General features: G+C 36.2%; 24 protein-coding genes and 3 tRNA genes. 7 read left to right on the top strand and 20 right to left on the bottom strand.

Annotated elements, in window-relative coordinates:
* Positions 1-85: 85 nt before the first annotated feature.
* The 6 genes from ABEA36_RS01670 to ABEA36_RS01645 form a co-directional block, all read right to left on the bottom strand.
* Positions 86-877, bottom strand: coding sequence for a TIGR03915 family putative DNA repair protein (locus tag ABEA36_RS01670; protein WP_345488063.1), 792 nt, complete (start codon positions 875-877; stop codon positions 86-88).
* Positions 878-890: 13 nt separating this feature from the next.
* Entirely contained in the window at positions 891-2,153 is a 1,263-nt protein-coding gene (locus ABEA36_RS01665; protein ID WP_345488061.1) for a putative DNA modification/repair radical SAM protein, read from the bottom strand.
* 245 nt (positions 2,154-2,398) lie between these two features.
* Complete coding sequence (locus tag ABEA36_RS01660) at positions 2,399-3,253, bottom strand: metal ABC transporter permease (protein ID WP_345488059.1); 855 nt, start codon at positions 3,251-3,253, stop codon at positions 2,399-2,401.
* Positions 3,253-4,119, bottom strand: coding sequence for a metal ABC transporter permease (locus ABEA36_RS01655; protein ID WP_345488057.1), 867 nt, complete (start codon positions 4,117-4,119; stop codon positions 3,253-3,255). Before ABEA36_RS01655 ends, ABEA36_RS01660 begins: the two co-directional genes overlap by 1 nt.
* 1 nt (position 4,120) lies before the next feature.
* Positions 4,121-5,014, bottom strand: coding sequence for a manganese/iron ABC transporter ATP-binding protein (locus ABEA36_RS01650; RefSeq protein ID WP_345488055.1), 894 nt, complete (start codon positions 5,012-5,014; stop codon positions 4,121-4,123).
* Complete coding sequence (locus tag ABEA36_RS01645) at positions 5,014-5,865, bottom strand: metal ABC transporter substrate-binding protein (protein ID WP_345490812.1); 852 nt, start codon at positions 5,863-5,865, stop codon at positions 5,014-5,016. Before ABEA36_RS01645 ends, ABEA36_RS01650 begins: the two co-directional genes overlap by 1 nt.
* A gap of 404 nt (positions 5,866-6,269) precedes the next feature.
* Here ABEA36_RS01645 and ABEA36_RS01640 point away from each other — a divergent pair, with 404 nt between their 5' ends.
* Positions 6,270-7,082, top strand: a complete 813-nt coding sequence (locus ABEA36_RS01640) for a tetratricopeptide repeat protein (protein WP_345488053.1) — start codon at positions 6,270-6,272, stop codon at positions 7,080-7,082.
* A 108-nt stretch (positions 7,083-7,190) separates the two neighbouring features.
* On the opposite strand, the gene tusA is transcribed toward ABEA36_RS01640, so the two are convergent.
* From tusA to ABEA36_RS01610, 6 genes are all read right to left on the bottom strand, one after another.
* Positions 7,191-7,418, bottom strand: coding sequence for a sulfurtransferase TusA (tusA, locus tag ABEA36_RS01635; RefSeq protein ID WP_345488051.1), 228 nt, complete (start codon positions 7,416-7,418; stop codon positions 7,191-7,193).
* Between the two features lies 1 nt (position 7,419).
* Positions 7,420-8,238, bottom strand: a complete 819-nt coding sequence (locus tag ABEA36_RS01630; RefSeq protein WP_345488049.1) for a Cof-type HAD-IIB family hydrolase — start codon at positions 8,236-8,238, stop codon at positions 7,420-7,422.
* Positions 8,239-8,305: 67 nt separating this feature from the next.
* Entirely contained in the window at positions 8,306-9,571 is a 1,266-nt protein-coding gene (locus ABEA36_RS01625; RefSeq protein ID WP_345488047.1) for a secretin N-terminal domain-containing protein, read from the bottom strand.
* Positions 9,571-9,945: a hypothetical protein gene (locus ABEA36_RS01620; RefSeq protein WP_345488045.1), complete on the bottom strand. Its 375-nt coding sequence runs from the start codon at positions 9,943-9,945 to the stop codon at positions 9,571-9,573. The genes ABEA36_RS01625 and ABEA36_RS01620 overlap by 1 nt, the downstream gene beginning before the upstream one ends.
* The gene (locus ABEA36_RS01615; protein ID WP_345488043.1) at positions 9,939-10,484 is read right to left on the bottom strand and encodes a hypothetical protein; all 546 of its coding nucleotides are present in this window, start codon (positions 10,482-10,484) and stop codon (positions 9,939-9,941) included. The genes ABEA36_RS01620 and ABEA36_RS01615 overlap by 7 nt, the downstream gene beginning before the upstream one ends.
* A gap of 11 nt (positions 10,485-10,495) precedes the next feature.
* Positions 10,496-11,485 carry a PilN domain-containing protein gene (locus ABEA36_RS01610; RefSeq protein ID WP_345488041.1) on the bottom strand — a complete coding sequence of 330 codons (990 nt, stop codon included), beginning with the start codon at positions 11,483-11,485 and terminating at the stop codon, positions 10,496-10,498.
* Positions 11,486-11,764: 279 nt separating this feature from the next.
* Here ABEA36_RS01610 and ABEA36_RS01605 point away from each other — a divergent pair.
* The 4 genes from ABEA36_RS01605 (at position 11,765) to ABEA36_RS01590 (ending at position 13,629) form a co-directional block, all read left to right on the top strand.
* Positions 11,765-11,840, top strand: a tRNA-Val gene (locus tag ABEA36_RS01605).
* Between the two features lie 39 nt (positions 11,841-11,879).
* A tRNA-Val gene (locus ABEA36_RS01600) sits at positions 11,880-11,955 on the top strand.
* A 10-nt stretch (positions 11,956-11,965) separates the two neighbouring features.
* Positions 11,966-12,041 (top strand) — tRNA-Lys (locus ABEA36_RS01595).
* A 550-nt stretch (positions 12,042-12,591) separates the two neighbouring features.
* Positions 12,592-13,629 (top strand): alpha/beta hydrolase family protein, encoded by a 1,038-nt coding sequence (locus ABEA36_RS01590; protein ID WP_345488039.1) that lies wholly within the window; start codon positions 12,592-12,594, stop codon positions 13,627-13,629.
* 89 nt (positions 13,630-13,718) lie between these two features.
* On the opposite strand, the gene ABEA36_RS01585 is transcribed toward ABEA36_RS01590, so the two are convergent.
* Positions 13,719-14,141, bottom strand: coding sequence for a DUF1090 domain-containing protein (locus ABEA36_RS01585; protein WP_345488037.1), 423 nt, complete (start codon positions 14,139-14,141; stop codon positions 13,719-13,721).
* Positions 14,142-14,178: 37 nt separating this feature from the next.
* Positions 14,179-15,114 (bottom strand): type I pantothenate kinase, encoded by a 936-nt coding sequence (gene coaA, locus ABEA36_RS01580; protein ID WP_345488035.1) that lies wholly within the window; start codon positions 15,112-15,114, stop codon positions 14,179-14,181.
* Between the two features lie 243 nt (positions 15,115-15,357).
* Between coaA and yihI the strand changes: the two genes are divergently transcribed.
* Together yihI and hemN are read left to right on the top strand one after the other, a co-directional pair.
* Positions 15,358-15,846 (top strand): Der GTPase-activating protein YihI, encoded by a 489-nt coding sequence (gene yihI, locus ABEA36_RS01575; RefSeq protein ID WP_345488033.1) that lies wholly within the window; start codon positions 15,358-15,360, stop codon positions 15,844-15,846.
* A 152-nt stretch (positions 15,847-15,998) separates the two neighbouring features.
* Entirely contained in the window at positions 15,999-17,384 is a 1,386-nt protein-coding gene (hemN, locus tag ABEA36_RS01570; protein ID WP_345488031.1) for an oxygen-independent coproporphyrinogen III oxidase, read from the top strand.
* Positions 17,385-17,396: 12 nt separating this feature from the next.
* Here hemN and ABEA36_RS01565 read toward each other — a convergent pair whose 3' ends face one another.
* The 6 genes from ABEA36_RS01565 to ilvD all read right to left on the bottom strand — a co-directional run bounded on the left by ABEA36_RS01565 (position 17,397) and on the right by ilvD (position 23,847).
* Complete coding sequence (locus ABEA36_RS01565) at positions 17,397-18,275, bottom strand: hypothetical protein (protein WP_345488029.1); 879 nt, start codon at positions 18,273-18,275, stop codon at positions 17,397-17,399.
* Between the two features lie 95 nt (positions 18,276-18,370).
* The gene (gene rpsI / locus ABEA36_RS01560; RefSeq protein WP_345488027.1) at positions 18,371-18,763 is read right to left on the bottom strand and encodes a 30S ribosomal protein S9; all 393 of its coding nucleotides are present in this window, start codon (positions 18,761-18,763) and stop codon (positions 18,371-18,373) included.
* An 11-nt stretch (positions 18,764-18,774) separates the two neighbouring features.
* Positions 18,775-19,203: a 50S ribosomal protein L13 gene (gene rplM, locus ABEA36_RS01555; RefSeq protein WP_345488025.1), complete on the bottom strand. Its 429-nt coding sequence runs from the start codon at positions 19,201-19,203 to the stop codon at positions 18,775-18,777.
* 225 nt (positions 19,204-19,428) lie between these two features.
* Positions 19,429-20,412 (bottom strand): Gfo/Idh/MocA family protein, encoded by a 984-nt coding sequence (locus ABEA36_RS01550; protein WP_345488023.1) that lies wholly within the window; start codon positions 20,410-20,412, stop codon positions 19,429-19,431.
* A gap of 47 nt (positions 20,413-20,459) precedes the next feature.
* A complete protein-coding gene (gene ilvA, locus ABEA36_RS01545) occupies positions 20,460-21,995 on the bottom strand; it encodes a threonine ammonia-lyase, biosynthetic (RefSeq protein ID WP_345488021.1) in 1,536 nt (511 codons plus the stop codon).
* A 1-nt stretch (position 21,996) separates the two neighbouring features.
* Complete coding sequence (gene ilvD, locus ABEA36_RS01540; protein WP_345488019.1) at positions 21,997-23,847, bottom strand: dihydroxy-acid dehydratase; 1,851 nt, start codon at positions 23,845-23,847, stop codon at positions 21,997-21,999.
* Between the last annotated feature and the right edge of the window lie 93 nt (positions 23,848-23,940).

The following is a 23,940-nucleotide window of genomic DNA, read 5'->3' as shown; positions in this document are numbered from 1 at the left end:
CTGGTACCATTACTGTGCTGATTAACATCGTATTTAACACCAACACGTTCCGATTTTATACCATTTAAAAAAAGGCCTTTATACTTTAAGTGGCATTTTCCTCTTGCCAAGTTTCAGGAAGGTGTTTCCAAAATCGAGTCGGCATAAATTGCCGTTGTAACTTAGGATTAATGCGTTCTTTAATCGTAATCGCTTGGCAATAACGACGCCACATTTTTTGAAATTGTTGCTCATCCTCAGATAAAAGCTGAACATTAATGCCCCCATTGATAACAAGGTTATCATCTTGGTTCAGATGAATAATTTCAGTTTGTTTTAAGTCATAAAAATAACCATACTGCCGTTTAGTATCAAAAATAGCCCATTTTTGGTCGGCAAAACGATCTGCAAAAAAATCAATAGTAAGCGGTAATGAATTATATCTGGGGTCAACCGTTGCAAAATACACTTTATCCCCCTGATTATCGATAGCATTAAAACGGACGAACATCATCAAATAATGGCGTTCATGCGATACCTTTTTAGCCAATTTTTTAATCGCTAAAATATCGTGGTCAGCATAATTACTGCTAATATTTTGTGTTGTTTTAAATACTTTAATCAAATAATTAAAAATTAGTGTTGCTCGTTCAGGTAATTCAGAGAACCAAACATAAGTAAGTTGATTCAAGACTATTTTTGATAAACGGCTTTGCATTGCTTGACGTACTCGGCGATATTTTTCTTCTGTTGTTTCAACCTGATGAATGTCTGAAGTTAACATGGGTAGAACGTCTTGTTCGGCAACAATTTGTTGTGGCCATTTTTTTAATGAAAATGCGTCAAATACGCCCGAAAGCACACCTTCAAAAGTATTATCATAACGAAAAATAAGCATAATAATCCCTCCATCACAGCGACATTGCTAGCTGTTGTGGTTGTGGTATTGAATGTTCAAGTAATGGGGGTTCTTGTAGTGACATTCGAATATATTCAGCCGAGGCATTTTGTAATTTAAATGACGTCATTTCATGACAAAGGATAAAAAACTGTGCACGTTTTAAGACCACACCAATGCGTTTTAAGGCATCAAAATTCAGTCGGCCATGCTGACGAGCAGATACGATGAGTCTCGCTGATTTCACCCCAATTCCAGGTACCCTTAAAATTTGTTCATAGCTTGCGCGATTAATATCAACAGGAAAATAGTGTGGATTACGGATTGCCCAACTGAGTTTAGGATCCATGGTCAAATCTAACTCCTGATGTTCATCATTCACAATCTCATCGACACTGAAATGGTAAAAACGTAATAACCAATCAGCTTGATATAATCGATTTTCACGAATACGAGGAACATCTTGCACCATTGGCAGACGTTTATCATATCCGTTCACAGGAATAAACCCTGAATAATACACTCTTTTCATACTTGGTCTTTTATAAAGCTTGGAACTTAGCTCTAAAATCTGCTTATCATTTTCATCTGTCGCGCCAACAATCAGCTGCGTACTTTGACCGGCAGAAGCAAATTTAGGGGCATTACGGAACTTCTTACGGTCTTCTTTATTTTCGATAAGGTGCTGCTGAATGTGGCGCATTGGTAAATAGATACTTTGATGATCCTTATCAGGTGCTAACCGTTTTAAATTTGTTTCCGTTGCGATTTCAAGATTGACACTTAACCTATCAGCATAAAGACCAGCTTGATAAATTAATTCACTGCTAGCGCCAGGTATTGCTTTCATGTGAATATACCCATTAAAGCGGTGAATTGTACGTAAATCTTTGACAACCCTAAGCATTCTTTCCATAGTATGATCCGGGTTTTTGATGATCCCAGAACTGAGAAACAACCCTTCGATATAATTGCGTCGATAAAACTCAATTGTCAGTTCTGTCAGCTCTTTTGGGGAGAACGCCGCTCGAGGAATATCATTACTATGACGATTAATACAATATGCACAATCATATAAACAGAAGTTAGTCAGCATGATTTTGAGTAATGCAACGCATCGACCATCTGCGGTAAAGCTGTGACATATTCCCCATCCCTGCGCACTGCCAATTCCGCCTTGCTGATTTTTTCGCGAGGTGCCACTTGATGCACAAGACACATCATATTTAGCTGATTCAGCTAAAATTTCTAGTTTTTTTATCGTACTATCTTTCATCAAAATGGCCTCAAACAATAACTGTATATAAATACAGTATATAAAAACAAAACACAAAAGTCATTAACGGATTTGTTTAATTTTTGAGGGTGTTTTTGCTAACACATGAATAATTTTCGTTAAATTATTGTCATAAGGTATAATTATAGTGTAAAAAGTATCTAAAATTCGTTACCGTAGATCATGATGTAACTATCTGAGAGTCAAATATGCAAGCTTGTGCCTTATATTCATAAGGCATGGGCTTAGAGGTGTGCTTTTCGATTAATTTCGCTTTGATAATGATTAACTAACAATCGATAAGCTTGAGCAAATATAAAAATTACAGCTTGAATTAATACAATACACGCACTGGTGCTCGCACTAAAATGATAACTGATCAACGTCCCTGAAATACAAGACGCAATAGACACAATTACAGCAATAATCAGCATACGATCAAATCTCTTAGATAACAAAAAAGCAATAATACCGGGCGCGATCAGCATAGCAATGACTAAGATAACACCAACTGCTTGTAGTGAGGCAACAATGGTTAATGCTAAGAAAGTCAATAATCCATAGTGTAATAGTCTCACTGGTAAACCGACAACTTTTGCTTGCACAGGATCAAAACAAAACAGCATCAAATCTTTGCGTTTTGTCAGTACAATTACTGAAACGATGATACCGATAATTAAAATTTGGATTAATTCACTATGGGTTGTCCCCAATACACTACCGAAGAGAATATGATTTAAGTGCTGTTCAGTATCAACTTTAGAGAATAAAACTAAACCAAATGCAAACATACCGGAATAGACGATACCCATCACTGTATCTTCTTTTACTCGGCAATTTTCTTTAATATAACCCGTTGCAAGTGAACACAAAAAGCCCGATGCAAAAGCACCAATAATAATCGGAATGCTACCTAAATATGCAAGTACAATACCGGGTAAAACCGCATGGGAAATCGCATCCCCCATCAGTGACCAGCCTTTTAACACTAAAAAACATGATAGAACAGCACACACAAAACCGGTTGTTACCGACACAATAATAGCGCGTTGCATAAAGGGATAGCTGAGCGGTTCAATAATAAAATTTAACCATTCCATTAAGCATGCTCCTTATTGTTAAGCTGTTTACGAATTCGCAAACGAGTTGGGATAAGGCCATGCTCTGGTGCAAATAAAAAAGCTAATAAAAAAATAACCGTTTGTAGTGAGATAATCACCCCACCTGTTGCACCATCTAAATAATAACTGATCCAAGCGCCAATACCACTGGTGAAAAAACCTATTAAAATAGCAATAATAAGTAATCGTGAAAATCGATTAGTTAATAAATACGCGGTTGCACCGGGTGTTATCACCATGGCAATAACTAAAATGGCCCCAACCGTTTGTAACGCAGCAACGGTACAAGCACTGAGTATCGTAAAAAAAATGATTTTTAACCTTAATGGTGAAAGGCCTATTGAGCGAGCATGCGTCTCATCAAAAAATGCAACAAGGAGATCTTTCCAAATCAAAAAAAGCACTAACAATGAGGCTGCGATAATAATTTGTACTTGAAACATATCCTCGTCGGCAATAGTCAAAATATTTCCCATAATAATGGCATTAATATTTACCGAGGTTGGATTGAGTGAAATGATCAGTAAACCAAACGCAAAAAAAGTGGAAAAGATAAAACCAATAATCGCATCTTCTTTTAATCGACTAAAATATCGAATCACTGTGATGGATAATGCGGCTAAAAAACCGGTAAAAAAGGCACCTATCGAATAAGGTAGCCCTAAAGCATAGGCACCCGCAACCCCAGGAACAACAGAATGCGATAAGGCATCCCCCATCAATGACCAGCCTTTTAACATTAAGTAAGCGGATAAGAATGCACATGCGGCACCAACTAAGCTACTTGCCCAAATCGCTTTTATCATATACTGATATTGAAATGGTTCTAACAACAGTTCTAACATATTACTTTTTCCTAAACTGTTCGTGCAGCAGATTATTATGCGGTGAATCATCTTTACCTTCACCATAAAAGACCGCAGCTCTTTCATCATCGGTTAAGACGGAAACCATTCGAGTATCTTCATCTTCATGAAGTTTTTCACCCGATAAGCTTAAGTAACGTAAAGCCCCGCCAAACGTAACCATCAAATTTTGTGGGGTAAAAGTTGTTTTGGTTGGCCCAGTTGCTAAAACGGTTCGATTAAAGAGTACCACCTGATCACAAAACTCCGGTACGCTACCCAAATTATGCGTAGAGACTAAAATTAAATGACCTTCTTTACGCAGCGACTTTAACAATTCAATTATGGCGTTTTCAGTTTGCACATCAACACCAGTAAATGGTTCATCAAGTAACAAGACTTTACCTTGTTGAGCAAGTGCACGCGCTAAAAAAACGCGTTTTTTTTGTCCACCAGACAGTTCCCCTATCTGGCGGTGTCTAAGTTCAGACATATTGACGCGTTCTAACGCAATATCAACTTGCTTTTTATCCTCTTTTGATGGAATACGTAGAAATGACATTCGTCCATAACGTCCCATCATCACCACATCAGAGACCAAAACGGGAAAATCCCAATCAACCTCTTCAGTTTGTGGCACATAAGCAATAATGTTTTGTTTTAATGCTTGGGTTACAGGTAAATGATTCAGCGTAACACTACCCGTATTGGGTTTCACCATTCCCATAATACTTTTAAACAGTGTTGATTTACCGCTACCGTTAACCCCAACTAAAGCACAGATTGTGCCGCCATTTAGTTTAAAACTCGTGTTATGAATCGCGGTATGGCCATTATTGTATGTAACCGTAATATCATCGACATTCAAGGCTATTGGGGTTTGTTGTTCAGTCATTATTCAAAACCTTTTGCAATTGTTTCCACTGTGACATTTAATAAATCAAGATACGTTGGTACAGGGCCATCTTGTTGAGATAGAGAATCGACATACAATACTCCACCATATTTAATGCCGGTTTCACGACTGACTTGTATAGCAGGTTTATCAGAAATCGTACTTTCACTGAAAATAACAGGAATGTTATTTGCTCTCACTAAATCAATCACGGCTTTAACTTGTTTTGGTGTACCTTGCTGTTCAGCATTGATTGGCCATAAATACGCTTCTTTAAAATCATAGTCACGAGCAAGGTAACTGAACGCACCTTCACTGGTCACTAACCAGCGTTTTTCCTCAGGGATTTTAGCTAATTTTTCACGTAATGGGCGATCCATGGCTTGAATTTTTTTAACATAATTAGCCGCATTTTGGTTATAAATATCCGCATTTTGGGGATCATATTTCACCAACGCTTTGCGAATATTCTCGACATAAATCAGTCCTTCACTCGGTGACATCCAAGCATGGGGATTGGGATTACCTTTATAGCTACCTTCACGGATTGGCATTGGTACAATCCCTTCAGTTACCACAACGGAAGGTACATTTTTAATATCTTGGAAAAAACGTTCAAACCAACGTTCTAAATTTAAACCGTTCCATAGCACTAAATCAGCAGACTGAGCGCGAACCAAGTCTTTCGGTGTTGGTTCATACTCATGAATTTCAGCACCAGGAATCGTAATGGATTCAACAATAGCAGCATCACCAGCGACATTTTGAGCAATATCTTGGATAATTGTAAATGTGGTGATGACTTTAAATTTCTTTTCATCTGCATTAGCAAGATTGATATTTGTTGCCATTAATAACACAAAAGAAATAGAGATAAATGTGAGGATTTTATGTAGAAAAGCATTTTTGCAAGATAATTTCATTTTACACCTTATTCGTTATGTTAGGATGATAATGAGAATTATTATCATTTAAATTAAAAATGTCAATTATTTTTAATTATCCTATGATTGCACACGATAAAGAAGTCTATTTCTGTCTATCTATGAAATAGCTAATCATAGCATAGCAGACAACTAATTATGACGAAACTGATTAATTATCGTGCTAAGTCAAAAATTGCTTGTTATAATTCGTGTGTCATACACTATGACTAAATCAATTATCTGCTTTATTATTATTAAAAATCAGAAAGTTGATAAAATATAATAACGATAATTATCAATCCATTAACAATTGAAAGTAAGAAGATACTATGAAAAAAATCCTTTTCCCTTTAATGATTGCATGTGGTCTTTTAGTTGGATTTATTTCTAACGCAAACGCCAAAACAAATAAACAATACGAAATAGCATGTAAAGCTGGTGATCTAGAAAGTTGCGATGAACTTGCTTATCGTTATCAAGAAGGACTTGAAAGACTAAATCAAGACTCAGCAAAAGCCATTGAGCTTTATAGTAAAGCATGTGATGGTGGATATGCTGAAAGTTGTAAAAATTTAGGCTTTATGTATCGAAATACACCGGACGTACCTCGGGATGATCAAAAAGCATTTGAACTTTATAAAAAATCATGTGATCTAGGTAATGCTACAGGTTGTAATAATTTAGCATTCTTATATCAGCACGGTGAAGGCGTTGACGAAGATAAACAACAGGCATTTGAGCTCTATAAATTATCTTGTGACGAAAACGATGATTCGGGTTGTTATAATCTTGGTGATATGTATCAAAATGGTGATGGTGTTGAGCAAGATTTTAAACAAGCAATGAAACTTTACATCAAAGCGTGTAATAATGAGCATGCTTCAAGCTGTAATAACATTGGTTACCTTTATGATATGGGTCAAGGCGTTGACCAAAACTATAAAAAAGCAGCTGAATATTATCAATTAGCCTGTGATTTAGAAGAAGAAATTGCCTGTTATAACTTAGGAAGCCTTTATGAAGAAGGTTCTGGTGTAAGACAAAGCTATAAAAAAGCAAAAGATTTATATGAAAAAGGATGTAAACTTGGTGATGACGATAGCTGTGAAGCTTATACTGACTTAATGCGCAGTGGCTACTAAGCATAAAAAAGCGTTATCACGATATAATACGCCGTTCTTTAACTATTTAATTTTAATAATATGCCATCATAATTGATGGCATTTTTATTCTCTTGATCTGGTATTTTGCTATTGTTTCTTAACCCAATAGTGATAAGGTTTTTGCTCAATTTGTGAATCGATCAGTTGATGATCCATATGACGACAGAAACCGGGAATATCGCGTGTGGTTGCGGGATCATCCGCAATAATATGCAAAATCTGACCTGATGCCATTTCTCTAATTGTTTTACGCACCATCATAACAGGCTCAGGGCAGCGCAAACCGGATGTATCAAGTTCTCTATCCATTTTCATACTAAATTTTATCATCAAAAAAAAGTTTACTGAGGTAGTGTGGAACAGCATCATCCGCATTTGAACCAATCACATCTAAATGGGGTAAACGCGCTTTAAGTTCTGCACTGGCATTTTTCATTAAGCATCCTTTGCCCGCCATAGAAAGCATCTCAAAATCATTCATACCATCACCAAAAGCGATACTGTCTTGTAAGGTATACCCCAGCTTATGAACAACATTTTGTAACGCATTTCCTTTAGAAACTTGACTCCCCATAACTTCTAAACAATTTATTGTTGAAAAGGCGACACTAATTTGTGAGCCATATTGAGCTTCAAGACGTTTTTTTAGTTCAAGTAAATGTGGATACAATTCTTCATTTGACGTCGTAAAATAGATTTTTGCAATATCATCTGTCGCAAAATCGATAGGGTCAAATAAGCGGTATTTAAAATGCGTATCTTTAAAGAAACCAAGTGAATAGCTATCTTCTTTATTAATTAACCAATCATCACCGCGATAAATGTGGGTATAGACTAAAGGATCGTCCATCGCAACTTGTGCAACTTCATAAGCAATTTTTGCATCCAAACTTTTACTGTAAATTAAATTGCCATGACTATCATGAACTCTTGCCCCGTTTGAAGTGATCATAAAGGCATCAATTTCCATATTTTCGCGCATTTGGGCGACATCAATATGATGCCTACCTGTGGCAAAAACAAAATTGATATTTTCTTTTCTTAATGCTTGTAAAATTTTTTTTGTATAAGCGGACAAACTGTGCTGAGGATTTAATAATGTACCATCAAGATCGGACGCAACAACATGAAACATAACGGACTCTTATTTCTTAAATTTGATAGCTTAATTATACTCCATCCTAACCAACCATTAAAGTAAATTAAAAACGAATTAATTGTGGCGTAATAAAAATGACGAGTTCACGTTTTTGTAACTTCACACCATCATATTTGAATAATCTACCTAGAAATGGAACCTGATGAATACCTAGAACATGACGTTGATCTTGATATTGAGATTGCTGAAAAATTCCGCCTAAAATAAGTGTTTCCCCGTTATTGACTAATACTTGTGTTTTTATTTCTTGAGTATCTATCGCCAGTGCCTCACCACCATCACGACGCTTAATGGAACGGCCAGCGGTATTTTGCGTAATATAAAGAGTTAACTCTATTTGATTATCTTTTATAATGCGTGGCGTCACTTCTAGACCTAATACCGCTTGCTTAAACTCAATTGATGTTGCGCCGTTGTTACCACTTGCCACTTCATAAGGTATATCGGTACCTTGTTTAATTGACGCGGTTTGTTGATGCGTCGTCAATAAGTTAGGGCTCGCGATAATTTCTAATTGATTTTCGGCCTCTAGTGCTGATAGTTCAAGATTTAATAAATTACCTGCACGTTTTGCCAAATTAAACCCCATTACTGAAGGGGCATTAGCAACACCGAAATCAACATTAAATTTATTCACCCACTGCGAAGATTCACTTACGTAACCCCATTTAATTCCCAGTTCTGTGGCACTTTCCTGACTCATGGTAACAATGTGTGCTGAAATATGAATTTGTGGCAACGGTAAATCTAGCTGCTTAACTATTGACTCGATGGTTTGTATATTTTGTTGTATATCATGAATAATTAAAGTGTTAGTTCTGGTATCAGTAAGGATACGTCCCCTTTCAGATAACAGTTGTTGTTGATTGATCATTGTCATCAGTGATTGAATATCAGTATGTAAAATACGCAATGGTTTGAAAATTAATGGCTGATTGAGTTGCGCATCTTTAATTTGTAACTGTTTTAATTCAAATAATAATTTTGGATCAGGCTTTGATGAAACACTCAGCACATTTTTTTCATGCACATATTGTAAATTTGCTTTTTGAGTAATGAGCGCTAATGCCTGATGCCAATCCATATTATGTAACGTTACTGTTTGTGGATTATCATGCGTGAGATCTAATATCAAATTAAGCTGCTGGTGATCTGCCAATGATTGTAAAATAATACTTATGGGTGCCTGATGGAAACTCAGTGAAATGGTGTCGATACGACGATTATCGTCTTGTAATGCACTGCAAAGTAATGGATATAAGCAACTTAATATCAGTAATCGTTTACTTAATTGAATCAAGTGCATCATCATCGCCCCATGAATGGCATATTAAATGTTAACGTTTTATGACAATAGTCGACTAAATCGGTTTGCCACATGATATATTGAGATGAAATATCCAAAATTCGCCAGTGCTGTAACGGGTTAGGGATTGATGATTGAATCTTTAACCACTGCTGTTTATCACTCAGCCAAATTGTAGGGATCCCCTTCGATGGCCCAGCATGTCCAGCCACATAACCGTGATAGTGCCATTGACTGAGTTCTTGTAACAATGCATTTTCTTGATCCTGACATATGACGAATGACGGTTTTATAAATGGATTATGCATATCACCATAGGTTGATTTACAAAGTATGCTAGATAGTAATACTGCGATTAAACATAAAGGTTTTACCATAAAGCAACCTCATTGGTATGTGATTGTTTAATCTGAAAATCACATACAATAGATGCCGATTTAGGACTAATCGATAATGTATTAATGACGATATTTAATGATTGAGTGGATAATTGTTGGAGAAAACCAATAAATTCATGATAACGACCTGTTACTCGATAATTTAACATGATCCATTGTTGCGTATCGTCGTATTCAAAGTTTATTAATTGTTGATTGTATTTAGATAATTGTTGTGCAATCTGATGAGTTAATTGTTGTATCGATAATGTTGTGTGATCAGCTAATAATGATTGCTGATGAGATAGATACTGCTGTAAGTCATTCAACGTAGGATAATCTGCAATTTGCTGATTTAACTGCACAATTTCGTCTTTTAAAAGGGCTTCATTATGCTGCTCTAACCGATAATTATCCGTCACTGATTGAATAAATGCGTAGTAAATTATGACAGAAATAATGATAAAAATACCGATGACAATGCCATAGCGCTGTGTCGTTGAGTAATGAATTAATCTATTGATGAGAGGTAACAACATACGCTTAATCACTAATTATTCTGGCTAAATTTAATCTTAAGATTAAACTTTTGCAAAGATTGATGATGTTTAATAGACAATAAATCCGCAGATTCAACGGTAACCTCTTCATTAAGTAAGCGAACAAAGGTTAAAATAGGCTGAATTAAAAAACTTTCCCCCTTTAACTCTATAATTTGATCTCGATATACAAAAGCGGTAAACCATAGATCAGTTGGTACTATTTGCGTTGTTAATATTATCCTATTAATAAGCAGTGTTAATTGACGCTGTGTTTGCTGGCGAATCTCAATTTTTGATTGCAGTTGCTCGCTGTTTTTTGCCAATAAGATAAGTGATGACAAATAAGTTTGTTTTTGTTCAACCTCGATACGTAAAACACGATTTGTGACTAATTGCTCTTCAAGTTGATTGTCAATATGCCAGTAAACATAGAGTAGGCTCAATATCACAATGATTGCCCCACTTAATGTTATCGTTGTTAGACAAATCATTTTCTTTCGAAAAAATGATTTTCGCCATGGTAAAAGGTTAAAACCGGATAGATTAGGTAAACATGCCATCGTTTCACATACTGACGACAAATTATCTGACTGATCTGTGGGTATCATCAATTCATGAAGCATACCAATAAACTGCAATTTACAATGCTCAAATACAAGTATCAAGCAGGCAAGTAAATGCTGTGGGTAAGCATATATCATTAATGAAAGAGATTTATGGTAATGTTTTGTGATTTGATAATCATAAGTGAGTTCTTGTTCTTCTTTAAAAATTTTTACTAAAGAAGCTTGAATATAATGCTCGATTTCAAAAGGTTTCAAGTCAATATTGGGGAGATCAATGCGTTGATACCGGACTTGCTGATTAACGATAACCACTCGGCATAATGCTTTCTTAACATTAAATGAGGTATTGTTAGCGCAACGAATAAGTAATGTTTTTAAATGAACTGCAATATCATCATTATTGCAAATTGATTGCGTTAATTGATTTATCATTTTGATCTGATATTTAGTTTTATGCGTTAAAAAGACCAAAATATCGTCATTCTTTATAAAAAAAGTCACATACCACAAATTTTAGCTCGCCTTGTTTGTATTATTAATCATTATCATTGTGTTTTAAAATGATTGAGACTCGAACAATAAATAACCCATCTGTGAAAAAGCTCGCAAAAAACGTCTAAATTTAAAACGAAAGAATAATATTTTGCAGAAAAATGAAAAAAACAGTTGACTGAAAAGCCATGATCCTTATAATGCTTTTCCACACGGTAAGGGTGATTAGCTCAGTTGGGAGAGCACCTCCCTTACAAGGAGGGGGTCACTGGTTCGAACCCGGTATCACCCACCAATTCTTACTGTGTATATCTAATCTTGGCAACAAGAATAGGGGTGATTAGCTCAGTTGGGAGAGCACCTCCCTTACAAGGAGGGGGTCACTGGTTCGAACCCGGTATCACCCACCATCTTTAAGATGGGTCGTTAGCTCAGTCGGTAGAGCAGCGGACTTTTAATCCGTTGGTCGAAGGTTCGAATCCTTCACGACCCACCACTTTAATGAAATCACCTTATGGTGGTTTTTTTATATCTGCTATATAAGAATGCCAATCAGGATGAGCACCATAGATTCGACATATTTGTTTAGAACAAATTTACATGTTGCTTTAGCAACTAGTTCGAAGAACCGAATAGCAGGACATGATGAGTGTTCCTTTCACGCTCTCCCTTAATTAGATCTTCAAAATTAATTAAAAACACTATACTCCTTAGTTATCACATTCTTGTGAAGGATGATAATTTTGATTACTTGGACAACACGCCAGCAGCAGGCTTTAAATGTTGCTTCAGTCACAACATGTTAGGAAAGTGATATGAATGCACTAAGTAATCCATAATGTCATTCACTAGCCACAATTTTGATAAGATTTTGATGTGAGTCATTTGATAATATTGTGCTAAATAAAAAACCAATGAGGCCGTTTTATCCTATTTCTAAGAATTCACAACGTGAATTAAAACTCATCACCCTATTGATAAATCTATCTAAATGATAAACCAATCGATATAATAAAAACCTTTGATAATGATTAGGTTAATCCATAATGTTAAATAAATTGTGCATTTTATTTACCCTACTTTTAGTATTTTCACTTTCAGCTAATGCTACATCAGTCGAGCAAGTCGAATACCAATCTGGTTTTCAAGAAACCACCATTATGGATGATCATCGGCCATTAGACATTGCGATTTGGTACCCAACTCATCAAACAGAGCCACGCGAAAAAATTGGCGATAACATTATATTTGAGGGTGAATATGCAGTTAGAAATGCAAAACTTGCTGGTAAAAATCATCCTGTCATTTTAATTTCACATGGTTTTGGCGGCTCTTGGCGTAATCAGGTATGGTTGGCCAGTGCATTAAGTCATCAGGGTTATATTGTTGCGTCCCCAAACCATCCAGGTACAACCACGAAAAATATGGATCGTATGGTTGCACAAAACATGTTAGAGCGTCCTAACGATATTCGTCGAACATTAACATACTTATTATCAGATCCCACATTTTCAGTAGCGATTGATCCACTTAAAATTGGTGTCGTTGGCCATTCTTATGGTGGTTTGACTGCAATTGAACTTATTGGTGGTCGATTTTCAGCAAGTCTGTTTGAACACGCTTGCCAAACTTACCCATTTTTAGCATCTTGCAAAGTTTATCATCAACAGATGCAGAGCTTGGATAAAGAATCTGATTATTTTAAGCTTGATAAAAATATGCAAGATTCCCGTATTCAAGCAGCATTTATCTTTGACCTTGGATTAGCTCGAGGATTTACAAAAGATAGTTTGGCCAATATCAATATACCGACGTTAGTCGTTTCGGCTGGTGATTTTGACAAAACCTTACCTGCTGAACTTGAATCGCAATATTTAATACAAAATATGCCATCAAGCACAACTGAATACCTTTCACTTGATGCCGCAACACATTTTAGCTTTATTGGTATCTGCAAAGCAAATGCGACGACAATATTAAAAGAAGAAGAAATCGATGATAGTTATATTTGTGAAAATGATACGAATCAACGTCAAGCGATCCATCAATTATTAGTAGATAAAATAATCTCTTATTTGCATTAAATAAGATATCGATACAGATATTTGGTTAAATGTTCATTGGATATCGATAAAATCGGGTAAATTTCCATTTACCCGAGATTAACAAAAGACTATTTCTGTGCTTTTAACTCTTTATAAAAAGCGTCTAACTTATCTCGAGCTTCTTTAAGTTCATACTCGTCTTTTTGTAACTTAGCCTGTTGTTTAGCAATTTTGTCAGGACGACCGTCCATTTTCGCTTTTTCTAAGTCATATTGACGATCTTTCACATCATCCATTTGTTTACTGATTTTCTCTTTATATTTCTTTTCAAGTTTTTTATCAGTACAATAAGTTAACACTTCGTTTAAGGCTTTCTCTAATCCTTGAACTTGATATACATTATTTGCTTTTTTCGCATAACTTAATTGAGTTTGTATTGCATTTTGTTTCCCTAAGCAAGTTAAACCCTCGTAATCGCTATAATCAGCAAAGGCATTAAAAGAAACGACTGCAGATAATGCGATTAAACTCATTTTGATTGTCTTTTTCATAAACATCCATCCTTCTGTTGTGACTATTATTTTTACTTTATTTTCGGAGCTGTACACTATCAACTCGGTGAGATGCACCTTTTGTTAATATTAAACTTGCTCTTTCTTTCGTTGGTAAAATATTTTCTACCAAATTCAATTCATTGATGTTTTTCCAAATTTTTTCTGCGGTTGCTAGCGCTTCACTTTCAGGTATTTGCGAATAATGATGAAAATAGGAATTTGGATCACTAAACGCGCCTGCTCTAAATTTCAAAAAACGATTAATATACCAATCATGTAATAACGGAATATCTGCATCGACATAAATTGAAAAATCAACATAATCTGAAACAAAGACTCGATTATTTGCATTATTACAATTTAGTGGACTTTGTAATACGTTTAAGCCTTCAAGAATTAAAATATCTGGGCTTTCAACTTTTACCGCTTCACCATCAACAATATCATACACCAAATGCGAATAAACAGGTGCTAAAACGTGCTCTACCCCAGACTTCACATCTGAAACAAACTTAAGTAGCTTTTTAACATCATATGACTGAGGAAAACCTTTTTTATTCATAATGTTACGTTCTTCTAATACACGATTTGGGTATAAAAATCCATCGGTCGTCACAAGTGAAACATTACGATGTTCAGGCCATCGTGTTAAAAGCGCTTTTAATACTCGAGCAGTGGTACTTTTACCGACTGCCACACTACCCGCAATGCCGATAATGTAGGGTACTTTATAATCTGTCCCTAAAAACTTAGCTAAAATACTTTGCCGAGTAAAATGATTACTTATATAGTAATTTAGCAAACGGGATAATGGTAAATAGATTTCTATCACTTCTTCTATGGATAGATCTTCATTAATCCCTTGCAAAGAAACTAACTCTTCAGCCGTTAACGTCATTGGTACAGCATTACGTAAACTTGCCCACTCTTTACGTTTAAAATGCATATAAGGACTTAAATGATTATTCATACGCTCTTTTCTATATTAAAATTATCGAACTAATTTTTACCTATCATAGTTAATAAAGCAATAGTAAAAAGATTCATAATGCTAACAATTCAACAATAATGTGATAACAATAGCTATCATTACAATTAAAATCGAAGATATACTGCTATTTTATCTAAGTTAAGTGTATAATTTCATTTATTCCTAATATCTGATATTCATTGTAATAATGAATTATTAATAAAATATTAAATTCTAAAATTTATGATAAAAAAGAAACCCAAATTAAGTCGTGATGAGCTTAACGAACAATCAAAGCAACTAAAACGTAAACGCAAACATAAAGGTTTACCCAGTGGTTCTCGTCTTCAAAATGCCGAACAATCAACGACTAAACAACCAAAAACAGCACAAGACCCGCGTATTGGCAGTAAAAAGCCAATTCCGTTGACGGTTAATGCAAAACCTAAAGCACAGCCGAAAAAAATCGACGTGGTGCCAGTAAAAGCCAAAAATCTACCGCCAGAAAAAGAACTTGCACAACTAGAGAATGACCCATATTTAGAAAAACTACTTGATTTAATGGACGATGGAGAAAACCTATCACCTAAACAACAACAAGATCTTGATAAGATGTTAGATCGCATTGATGAATTAATGAATCAACTTGGCTATAACCAAGATGAAGACGATGATCTAGATGATGATTTTGCAGCTAAAGAAGATATTGTCAGTTTACTAAAGAAACATTAATCCGATGCTAATGTTAATTATGCTCTGTTTTTATATAGGTTTATTTATTTGCCTTATTCTATATTTAAAAAAACAGCGCATAAAGAAGACAACGTTATTTAGCAAACGAAGACAAGCCACTACATCAAATAAGCGACGTAAAAACAGAAGCAATGTCAAAAGAAAACAGTAATCAAACTATCATTTGGGATCAGGCTTTAATCCAAAAATATAATTATTCTGGCCCAAGATACACCTCTTATCCGACCGCATTAGAATTTAATGAGCAGTTTACTGAGCATGATTTTCTTGATGCAGCTGCGTTATACCCAAATAAACCATTGTCACTTTACATTCATATTCCGTTTTGCCATAAGCTTTGTTATTTTTGTGGTTGCAATAAAATCGTCACGCGTAATCATCATAAAGTGGCGACCTATTTAAATGCCTTAAAACACGAAATTATAACCCGTTCTAAATTATTTAAAACTCGTACAGTTACCCAGATGCACTGGGGTGGTGGAACACCGACATTTCTCACTAATGAAGAAATATCGTGGTTAATTGCAAACTTAAAACAGCACTTTAATTTTGCTGATAATGCCGAGTTATCGATTGAAATCGATCCAAGAGAGATTACAACCGATACCATTGCTCACCTTGCTAAAGAAGGCTTTAATCGATTGAGCATGGGGATTCAAGATTTTAATCATGAAATTCAAACACTTATTAATCGAGAGCAAGATGAGAATCTTATTCAAGCCTTAATTGAACAAGCTAAGGCTAACCATTTCTCATCAATTAGCTTAGATCTCATTTATGGTTTGCCAAAACAAAGTGTTGAAAACTTTATGCAGACTTTAGAGAAAGTGATTGAACTTGGTCCGGATCGTTTGAGTATTTTTAACTATGCACATTTACCTGATCGGTTTGCAGCACAACGTAAAATTAAAGACCAAGATTTGCCTTCAGCTCAAGAAAAAGTCAAAATTTTACAAAATAGCATTGAATATTTAACACATCATGGTTATATCTTTATCGGTATGGACCATTTTGCGAAGCCCACTGACGAGCTAGCAATTGCACAAAAAAATGGGGTATTACATCGTAACTTCCAGGGCTACGCGACGCAAGGTGATGCTGATTTATTAGGGATGGGTGTTTCTGCCATTAGTATGATTGGTGATAGCTATGCACAAAATCAAAAAGATTTGAAAATCTACCAAGATCAAGTTGAGCAAATCGGGAATGCGCTATGGAAAGGCTTTACCATGAGTGAAGATGATAAAATCCGACGTGATGTGATTAAGCAACTTATCTGCCACTTTTACCTCGATAAATCTGTTATAGAACAGCATTATCATATTGATTTTGATCAGTATTTCGCTGAGGATTTATTATTACTGCATCCTTTACAGCAAGATGGCTTAGTTGAAATAGATCACAAATCGATTCATGTTTCAGCAAAAGGGCGTTTATTAATTCGTAACATTTGTATGTGCTTTGATATATATATGCGCCGAGTAGCTAGACAGCAACAATTTTCACGCGTGATTTAATTTAGTAAAGATTTAAAACCCTTGGATATGATAGTGTTTTAAATCTTTTGCCACATTTTGCAGCGCTTGTGATTGAGTAAGCTCGTGATATAAAATGGCTTTACTACGAGATACCCCTAACTTTTGTTGCCATTGAAGCTGATCCCATGTTAATAATTGTTGCCATGTATATTGATTTACATATTCGGGAATATCAACAAACTCGAGACCTCTTAACCATTCGTGAAACATTTTTTGTTTAGCTAATTGAATTTGATTTGCAATCTGTTGGGCTTTTTTGTCTGCCACGTTACCAATGCTCAATACATCTTCCTTAGATAAGCCAAGCCAACTTGTCAGGCTAATTGATTGACTTGAGCTAATCCATTTTTGCAATATCGGTTTATTAAGTGAATTGAGTTTTAAACCCGTTTTACCTGTTAATAATAATAAACGATCTAATAATAATTCATTGCATCCAGTGACCGCATTATCATAACATCCCATATTGATCATAGAGGCATTTAGCGCACGATGATCAACAGCTTGTTTCATATCAGATAAAACTTGAATGCCATTTTTAACTTGTGTCACAACCTCAGGCACAGTAATCGTTGTTTTAGTCTCAATCTGTACTGAAGTTATTAACGTTTTTTTTGATTTATTTGAAATTAAGTAAACAATCAATGTAATAAAGATTATGCCAACCAACAAAATAAAGCACCGATATTTATAAGGTGTACTTTTTGTTGGTGTTGTTATATGAGTATGTTTAACATGGATATTGATATCGTCATTATCAAGGAAATATTCCGTCATGCACTGTTCACATTGATATGACATATTGGTTATTTGACTTTTATGAACACTTCCACAATGTGGGCATTTTATTGCTTTAATTTTTTGCACCATCAAGGAACCGCCTTAGTTATTATCATTCTTATTGCAGTAATACACTAATAAAAAACCCGGCAATAACCGGGTTTTTTGATTTCTCGAAATACAAATTAACGTTTTGAGAATTGTGGACGACGACGTGCTTTGCGTAGACCCACTTTCTTACGTTCAACTTTACGTGCATCACGAGTAACAAAGCCCGCTTGACGTAGTGCAGAACGTAGAGTTTCATCATATTCCATTAACGCACGAGTAATACCGTGACGAATAGCACCTGCTTGACCTGAAATACCGCCACCTTTAACAGTGATGTATAAGTCAAACTTGTCAGTCATTTCAACTAACTCTAATGGTTGCATAACAACCATACGCGCAGTATCACGACCAAAGTATTGCTCTAAAGAGCGTTGATTAATTACAATGTTACCACTGCCTGGTTTAATAAAAACACGAGCAGCAGAACTTTTTCGGCGACCTGTACCGTAATATTGATTATCAGCCATCTTCTATCCCCTTAAATATCTAATACTTGCGGTTGTTGTGCCGCATGATTGTGCTCACTACCTGCGTAAACTTTCATTTTACGGTACATTGCACGACCAAGAGGACCTTTCGGTAACATGCCTTTTACAGCAATTTCGATGACTTGTTCAGGATGACGTTCAATCATTTCTTTAAAAGTCGCTTCTTTAAGTCCACCAATATAGCCAGTGTGACGATAATACATTTTATCAGTGCGTTTTTTGCCAGTTACAGCAACTTTTTCTGCATTGATAACAATGATGTAATCACCTGTATCTACATGTGGTGTATATTCTGCTTTGTGCTTACCGCGTAAACGGCTTGCGATTTCTGTTGCAAGGCGACCAAGTGTTTTGCCTGCCGCATCAACAACGTACCAGTCGCGTTTTACTGTTTCTGGTTTAGCTGAAAAAGTAGTCATTTATAATTTACCCAAAAATTTTAAATTAATCTCACGTTAATAAATCGAAACGATTTATTTACACTTTTGTTTTATTCAACGAATAATCAACCCCTTCGAGCCATTAGTTCAATGAAGTTCAACTAAAAAGGCAATATCGGGAATAACATTGCCGTAACGTGGGTGCGATTATTATACAGAAATAAAATAAGATCGCTAGCTACCTATTCAAAATTATTTGGTTAATTAGGATAATTTATCTGCAGGAAAGATAACGCCTGTTTGTTGTCTGATTTCGGTTAAAAGTTTAGCTGAAATTAACGAATAAGTTAATCCTTGGTGATCGATATCGCGTTGCTCAATTGCCTTTGCAAATTTCACTGCTTCATAATACATTTCATTATCGATTTGCAAAGCCGTAATATCTTGTAGCTCCCCCTGACGAGGTTTGTATAACACCTTTTCACCCACTGAAAGGTGTTCAATAATTAATGACCCGTCTTCGCCTTGAATTTCACTAGCAAGGCAAGAATCACTGACTTTTGAATGCCAAATCACCACATCAAAACCATCATACTTCATCAATACCGTGCCATGCCCATCAACACCGGAGTCAAGTAAAAGCGCATCTGCAGAAATGTGATTGGGTTTTCCCCATAATGCAACGGCAACATTAAGCGGATACACACCAATATCCATTATCGATCCATTTGAAAAAGCAGGATTAAAGGTATTCGGGTTTTGGCCATCTAAGTACAGTTGATAACGTGAAGAGTACTGGCAGTAGCTTAATAATACTTTACGCAATTTACCTAATTTGGGTAAATAAGATTTTATGCGGTCAAAATTTGGGAGGTAATAGCTTTTTAATGCTTCAAAAATAATTTGATTATGTGCTTTAGCTGTTTCGATCAAAGTACGTACTTGAGAATAATTTGAAGCAAGGGGTTTTTCGCAAATCACATCTTTACCACTTTCTAAAAGTTGCTTCGCTTGTTCAAAATGTAACGAATTGGGGCTAGCAATATAGACGGCATCCACCACTGAGCTGTTTAATAGTTGATTGATATCGGTATATAATATTAAATCACCGTATTTTTTGGCAAATTGGGCTGCTTTTTCTTCACTGCGTGAATATACGGCTGAAAGTTGATATAACCCAGTTTGCAAAGCGGCATCAATAAATTTTTCGGTGATCCAATTTGTACCAATAATGGCCAGCTTAATCATATTCTCTCCTAAAAATTAAAAAAGGCCAATTAAGGCCTTTAAGATGATTAATTGGTTAAAAAGAATTTTAATGACGGATTTTCCGTTTCATTATGATAATCGTAATTTAACTCACTAAGATGTGATTGAAATGCCTGATTGTTTGGTTCAATCTCAAAAGCAGCGAGTACACGGCCATAATCGGTACCATGACTACGATAATGAAATAATGAGATATTCCAATTTGTACCTAATGTTTGTAAGAACTTGAGCAAGGCACCTTGTGATTCAGGAAATTCAAAACTGTACACTTGTTCTTTGATCGGTTTACAAGGTTTACCCCCAATCATATAACGGACATGAAGTTTAGCCATTTCATCATCAGAAAGATCCGAAATTTGATAACCATCTGCCGTCAGTTCACGAATAATCTCTTCTTTTTCTGCTTCACCGTTTGCAATACGGATACCCACAAAAATACAAGCACTTTTATCATCATGATAGCGGTAGTTAAATTCAGTAACAGACCGTCCACCAAGTAACTGACAAAATTTTAAAAAACTGCCTTTTTGCTCAGGTATTGTTACAGCAAACAATGCTTCTTTCTTTTCACCAATCTCACAACGTTCAGAAACATAACGTAAGGTGTGGAAATTTAAGTTTGCGCCCGATAAAACGTGAGCTAAATTTTCCCCACGAATATTATGTTGCTCAATATATTTTTTCATACCAGCAAGAGCTAATGCACCAGATGGTTCAGCAACGGCGCGCACATCATCGAATAGGTCTTTAACAGCTGCACAAATTTCATCACTATCCACAATCACGATATCATCAAGGTATTGCTGACATAAACGAAATGTCTCATCGCCAATTCGTTTTACCGCAACGCCCTCGGCAAACAAACCAACCCGAGTTAAATCAACCGGGTGACCGGCATCTAATGCCGCTTTTAAACAGGCTGAATCAGCTGCTTCAACACCAATAACTTTGATTGACGGCATAATTTGCTTGATTAAAACAGCCACCCCAGCTGCAAGCCCCCCCCCCCCTACAGGTACAAATATACGATCAAGTCTTGCATTTTGTTGCAATAGCTCCATGGCAATACTGCCTTGACCAGCAATTACCAACGGATGATCAAACGGGGGAATAAATGTTCGATTTTGTTCAGCTGCCAATTCAATTGCTTTATTTTTGGCTTCATCAAAGTTGGCACCATATAATAATACTTCTCCACCAAAGCCTTTTACAGCCTCAACTTTGATATCAGGCGTTGTTAGTGGCATTACAATCAATGAATTTATACCTAGCTTTGTTGCTGATAATGCAACACCTTGAGCATGGTTACCCGCTGATGCAGCAATCACACCACATTTTTTTTGCTGCTCATTGAGGCTAGCAATCATCGCTTGTGCACCACGAATTTTAAAGCTATGGACAATTTGGCGATCTTCACGTTTAACAAAAATACGGTTACCAAGTCTTTCCGAGATTTTCTCCATCTCTTCAAGTGGGGTTACTTTTGCAACATCATAAACGGCCGAACATAGCGTTGCTTTAAGATAATCCGCACCTGTTAATGTTTGTTTTGATGAGTTCACATTAGCCACCTAGTTTACTTTTATCACGTACCGCACCTTTATCGGCACTGGTTGCTAAGCTTGCATATGCTTTTAACGCAAATGAGACTTGGCGTTTACGGTTACGAGGTTTCCAAGCTTGATCACCGCGTGATGCTTGTTCAACACGGCGCATTTCAATCTCAGATTCAGATAAATCTAATACTAGTTTACGGTTTGGAATATCAATATCGATAATGTCACCATCTTTAACTAAACCAATCACACCACCGTTAGCAGCTTCAGGTGAAATGTGACCAATTGAAAGCCCTGACGAACCTCCAGAGAATCGTCCATCAGTAATTAATGCACATTTTTTACCTAATCCCATTGATTTTAAATAGGTCGTTGGATACAACATTTCCTGCATACCCGGCCCACCTTTCGGACCTTCATAAATAATAACGACCACATCACCTGCAACAACTTTACCACCTAAAATAGCCTCAACGGCATCTTCTTGGCTTTCGTAAACTTTAGCTGGCCCTCTGAAAACAAGGTTTTCAGCAGCCACACCCGCTGTTTTGACTATTGCGCCATCAATTGCAATATTCCCGTATAGTGTTGCAAGTCCACCATCTTGACTATAAGCATGTTCTTTAGTACGAATACAACCATTTTGGCGGTCATCATCTAATGAATCCCAATAGCAGTCTTGTGAAAATGCTTTCGTCGTACGAATACCTGCTGGCCCACTACGGTACATTTTTTTAACTTTTTCATCTTGGGTTTGCATAATGTCATATTTGGCAAAAGTTTGTTCAAGGCTCAAACCTAATACATTTTTTACATTACGATTAAGTAATCCGGCACGATCAAGCTCAGCCATAATACCAATCACACCACCAGCTCGATGAACATCTTCCATATGGTAAAGTTGTGAACTTGGCGCGACTTTACATAAATGGGGAACTTTGCGTGATAAACGATCGATATCAGCCATAGTAAAGTCAATTTCACCTTCTTGCGCAGTCGCGAGTAGGTGCAATACTGTATTTGTTGATCCCCCCATCGCGATATCAAGTGACATCGCATTTTCATAGGCCGCTTTAGTTGCCACCGCTCGAGGTAAAACCGATGCATCATCTTGTTCATAATAACGTTTAGTGATGGTAACAATGTGTTTAGCGGCATCAATAAATAGCTGTTCGCGTTGTTTATGAGTTGCAACTAATGAACCATTTCCTGGTAATGCCAAACCTAATGCCTCAGCTAAGCAGTTCATTGAGTTAGCTGTAAACATCCCCGAACAAGAACCACAAGTTGGGCAAGCAGATTCTTCAATTTGTTGACTAACACTATCAGAAACAGTTGGATCGGCACTTTGAATCATCGCATCAATAAGATCTAATTTTATAATCTGATCCGATAATTTGGTTTTACCTGCTTCCATTGGGCCACCCGAGACAAAAATCACTGGAATATTAATTCTCAGAGCTGCCATTAGCATACCTGGTGTAATTTTGTCACAGTTTGAAATACAGATCATCGCATCAGCACAGTGAGCATTGACCATATATTCCACTGAATCGGCGATTAATTCGCGCGATGGCAATGAATATAGCATCCCACCATGCCCCATAGCGATGCCATCATCCACCGCGATAGTATTAAATTCTTTCGCAATCCCGCCTGCCGCCTCAATGTGTTTAACCACTAATTGACCAATATCTTTTAAATGAACATGGCCAGGTACAAATTGTGTAAATGAGTTGACTACCGCAATAATTGGCTTACCAAAATCTTCATTTTTTACGCCTGTCGCACGCCATAATGCACGTGCACCTGCCATATTACGGCCTTCTACGGATGTTGCTGAACGATACTTCGGCATAAATGCTCCCAATTCTTTTTAAAATAATGTGTTAAGTATATACTTAATTTTCTTTGTTTTGCAGTTTTAGATTGAGCTTATGGCTCAAAATAG

The organism is Orbus sasakiae, from assembly GCF_039542345.1.
Taxonomy (GTDB): Bacteria; Pseudomonadota; Gammaproteobacteria; order Enterobacterales; family Orbaceae; genus Orbus; species Orbus sasakiae.
The sequence above is the reverse complement of the archived record's forward strand: the minus strand, read 5'-3'. Positions and strand labels throughout refer to the sequence as shown.

Bases quoted from the DNA above. Each gene is read 5' to 3' on its own strand.
- yihI (WP_345488033.1), top strand. From the start codon at position 15,358: ATGATAAAAAAGAAACCCAAATTAAGTCGTGATGAGCTTAACGAACAA.
- ABEA36_RS01640 (WP_345488053.1), top strand. From the start codon at position 6,270: ATGAAAAAAATCCTTTTCCCTTTAATGATTGCATGTGGTCTTTTAGTT.
- ABEA36_RS01630 (WP_345488049.1), bottom strand. From the start codon at position 8,238: ATGTTTCATGTTGTTGCGTCCGATCTTGATGGTACATTATTAAATCCT.
- ABEA36_RS01590 (WP_345488039.1), top strand. From the start codon at position 12,592: ATGTTAAATAAATTGTGCATTTTATTTACCCTACTTTTAGTATTTTCA.
- ABEA36_RS01550 (WP_345488023.1), bottom strand. From the start codon at position 20,412: ATGATTAAGCTGGCCATTATTGGTACAAATTGGATCACCGAAAAATTT.
- hemN (WP_345488031.1), top strand. From the start codon at position 15,999: ATGTCAAAAGAAAACAGTAATCAAACTATCATTTGGGATCAGGCTTTA.
- ABEA36_RS01620 (WP_345488045.1), bottom strand. From the start codon at position 9,945: ATGGTAAAACCTTTATGTTTAATCGCAGTATTACTATCTAGCATACTT.
- ABEA36_RS01665 (WP_345488061.1), bottom strand. From the start codon at position 2,153: ATGAAAGATAGTACGATAAAAAAACTAGAAATTTTAGCTGAATCAGCT.
- ABEA36_RS01670 (WP_345488063.1), bottom strand. From the start codon at position 877: ATGCTTATTTTTCGTTATGATAATACTTTTGAAGGTGTGCTTTCGGGC.
- coaA (WP_345488035.1), bottom strand. From the start codon at position 15,114: ATGAATAATCATTTAAGTCCTTATATGCATTTTAAACGTAAAGAGTGG.
- ABEA36_RS01585 (WP_345488037.1), bottom strand. From the start codon at position 14,141: ATGAAAAAGACAATCAAAATGAGTTTAATCGCATTATCTGCAGTCGTT.
- tusA (WP_345488051.1), bottom strand. From the start codon at position 7,418: ATGAAAATGGATAGAGAACTTGATACATCCGGTTTGCGCTGCCCTGAG.
- ABEA36_RS01650 (WP_345488055.1), bottom strand. From the start codon at position 5,014: ATGACTGAACAACAAACCCCAATAGCCTTGAATGTCGATGATATTACG.
- ABEA36_RS01645 (WP_345490812.1), bottom strand. From the start codon at position 5,865: ATGGCAACAAATATCAATCTTGCTAATGCAGATGAAAAGAAATTTAAA.
- ABEA36_RS01655 (WP_345488057.1), bottom strand. From the start codon at position 4,119: ATGTTAGAACTGTTGTTAGAACCATTTCAATATCAGTATATGATAAAA.
- rplM (WP_345488025.1), bottom strand. From the start codon at position 19,203: ATGACTACTTTTTCAGCTAAACCAGAAACAGTAAAACGCGACTGGTAC.
- ABEA36_RS01660 (WP_345488059.1), bottom strand. From the start codon at position 3,253: ATGGAATGGTTAAATTTTATTATTGAACCGCTCAGCTATCCCTTTATG.
- ABEA36_RS01610 (WP_345488041.1), bottom strand. From the start codon at position 11,485: ATGATAAATCAATTAACGCAATCAATTTGCAATAATGATGATATTGCA.
- rpsI (WP_345488027.1), bottom strand. From the start codon at position 18,763: ATGGCTGATAATCAATATTACGGTACAGGTCGCCGAAAAAGTTCTGCT.
- ABEA36_RS01625 (WP_345488047.1), bottom strand. From the start codon at position 9,571: ATGATGCACTTGATTCAATTAAGTAAACGATTACTGATATTAAGTTGC.
- ABEA36_RS01565 (WP_345488029.1), bottom strand. From the start codon at position 18,275: ATGGTGCAAAAAATTAAAGCAATAAAATGCCCACATTGTGGAAGTGTT.
- ABEA36_RS01615 (WP_345488043.1), bottom strand. From the start codon at position 10,484: ATGTTGTTACCTCTCATCAATAGATTAATTCATTACTCAACGACACAG.
- ilvD (WP_345488019.1), bottom strand. From the start codon at position 23,847: ATGCCGAAGTATCGTTCAGCAACATCCGTAGAAGGCCGTAATATGGCA.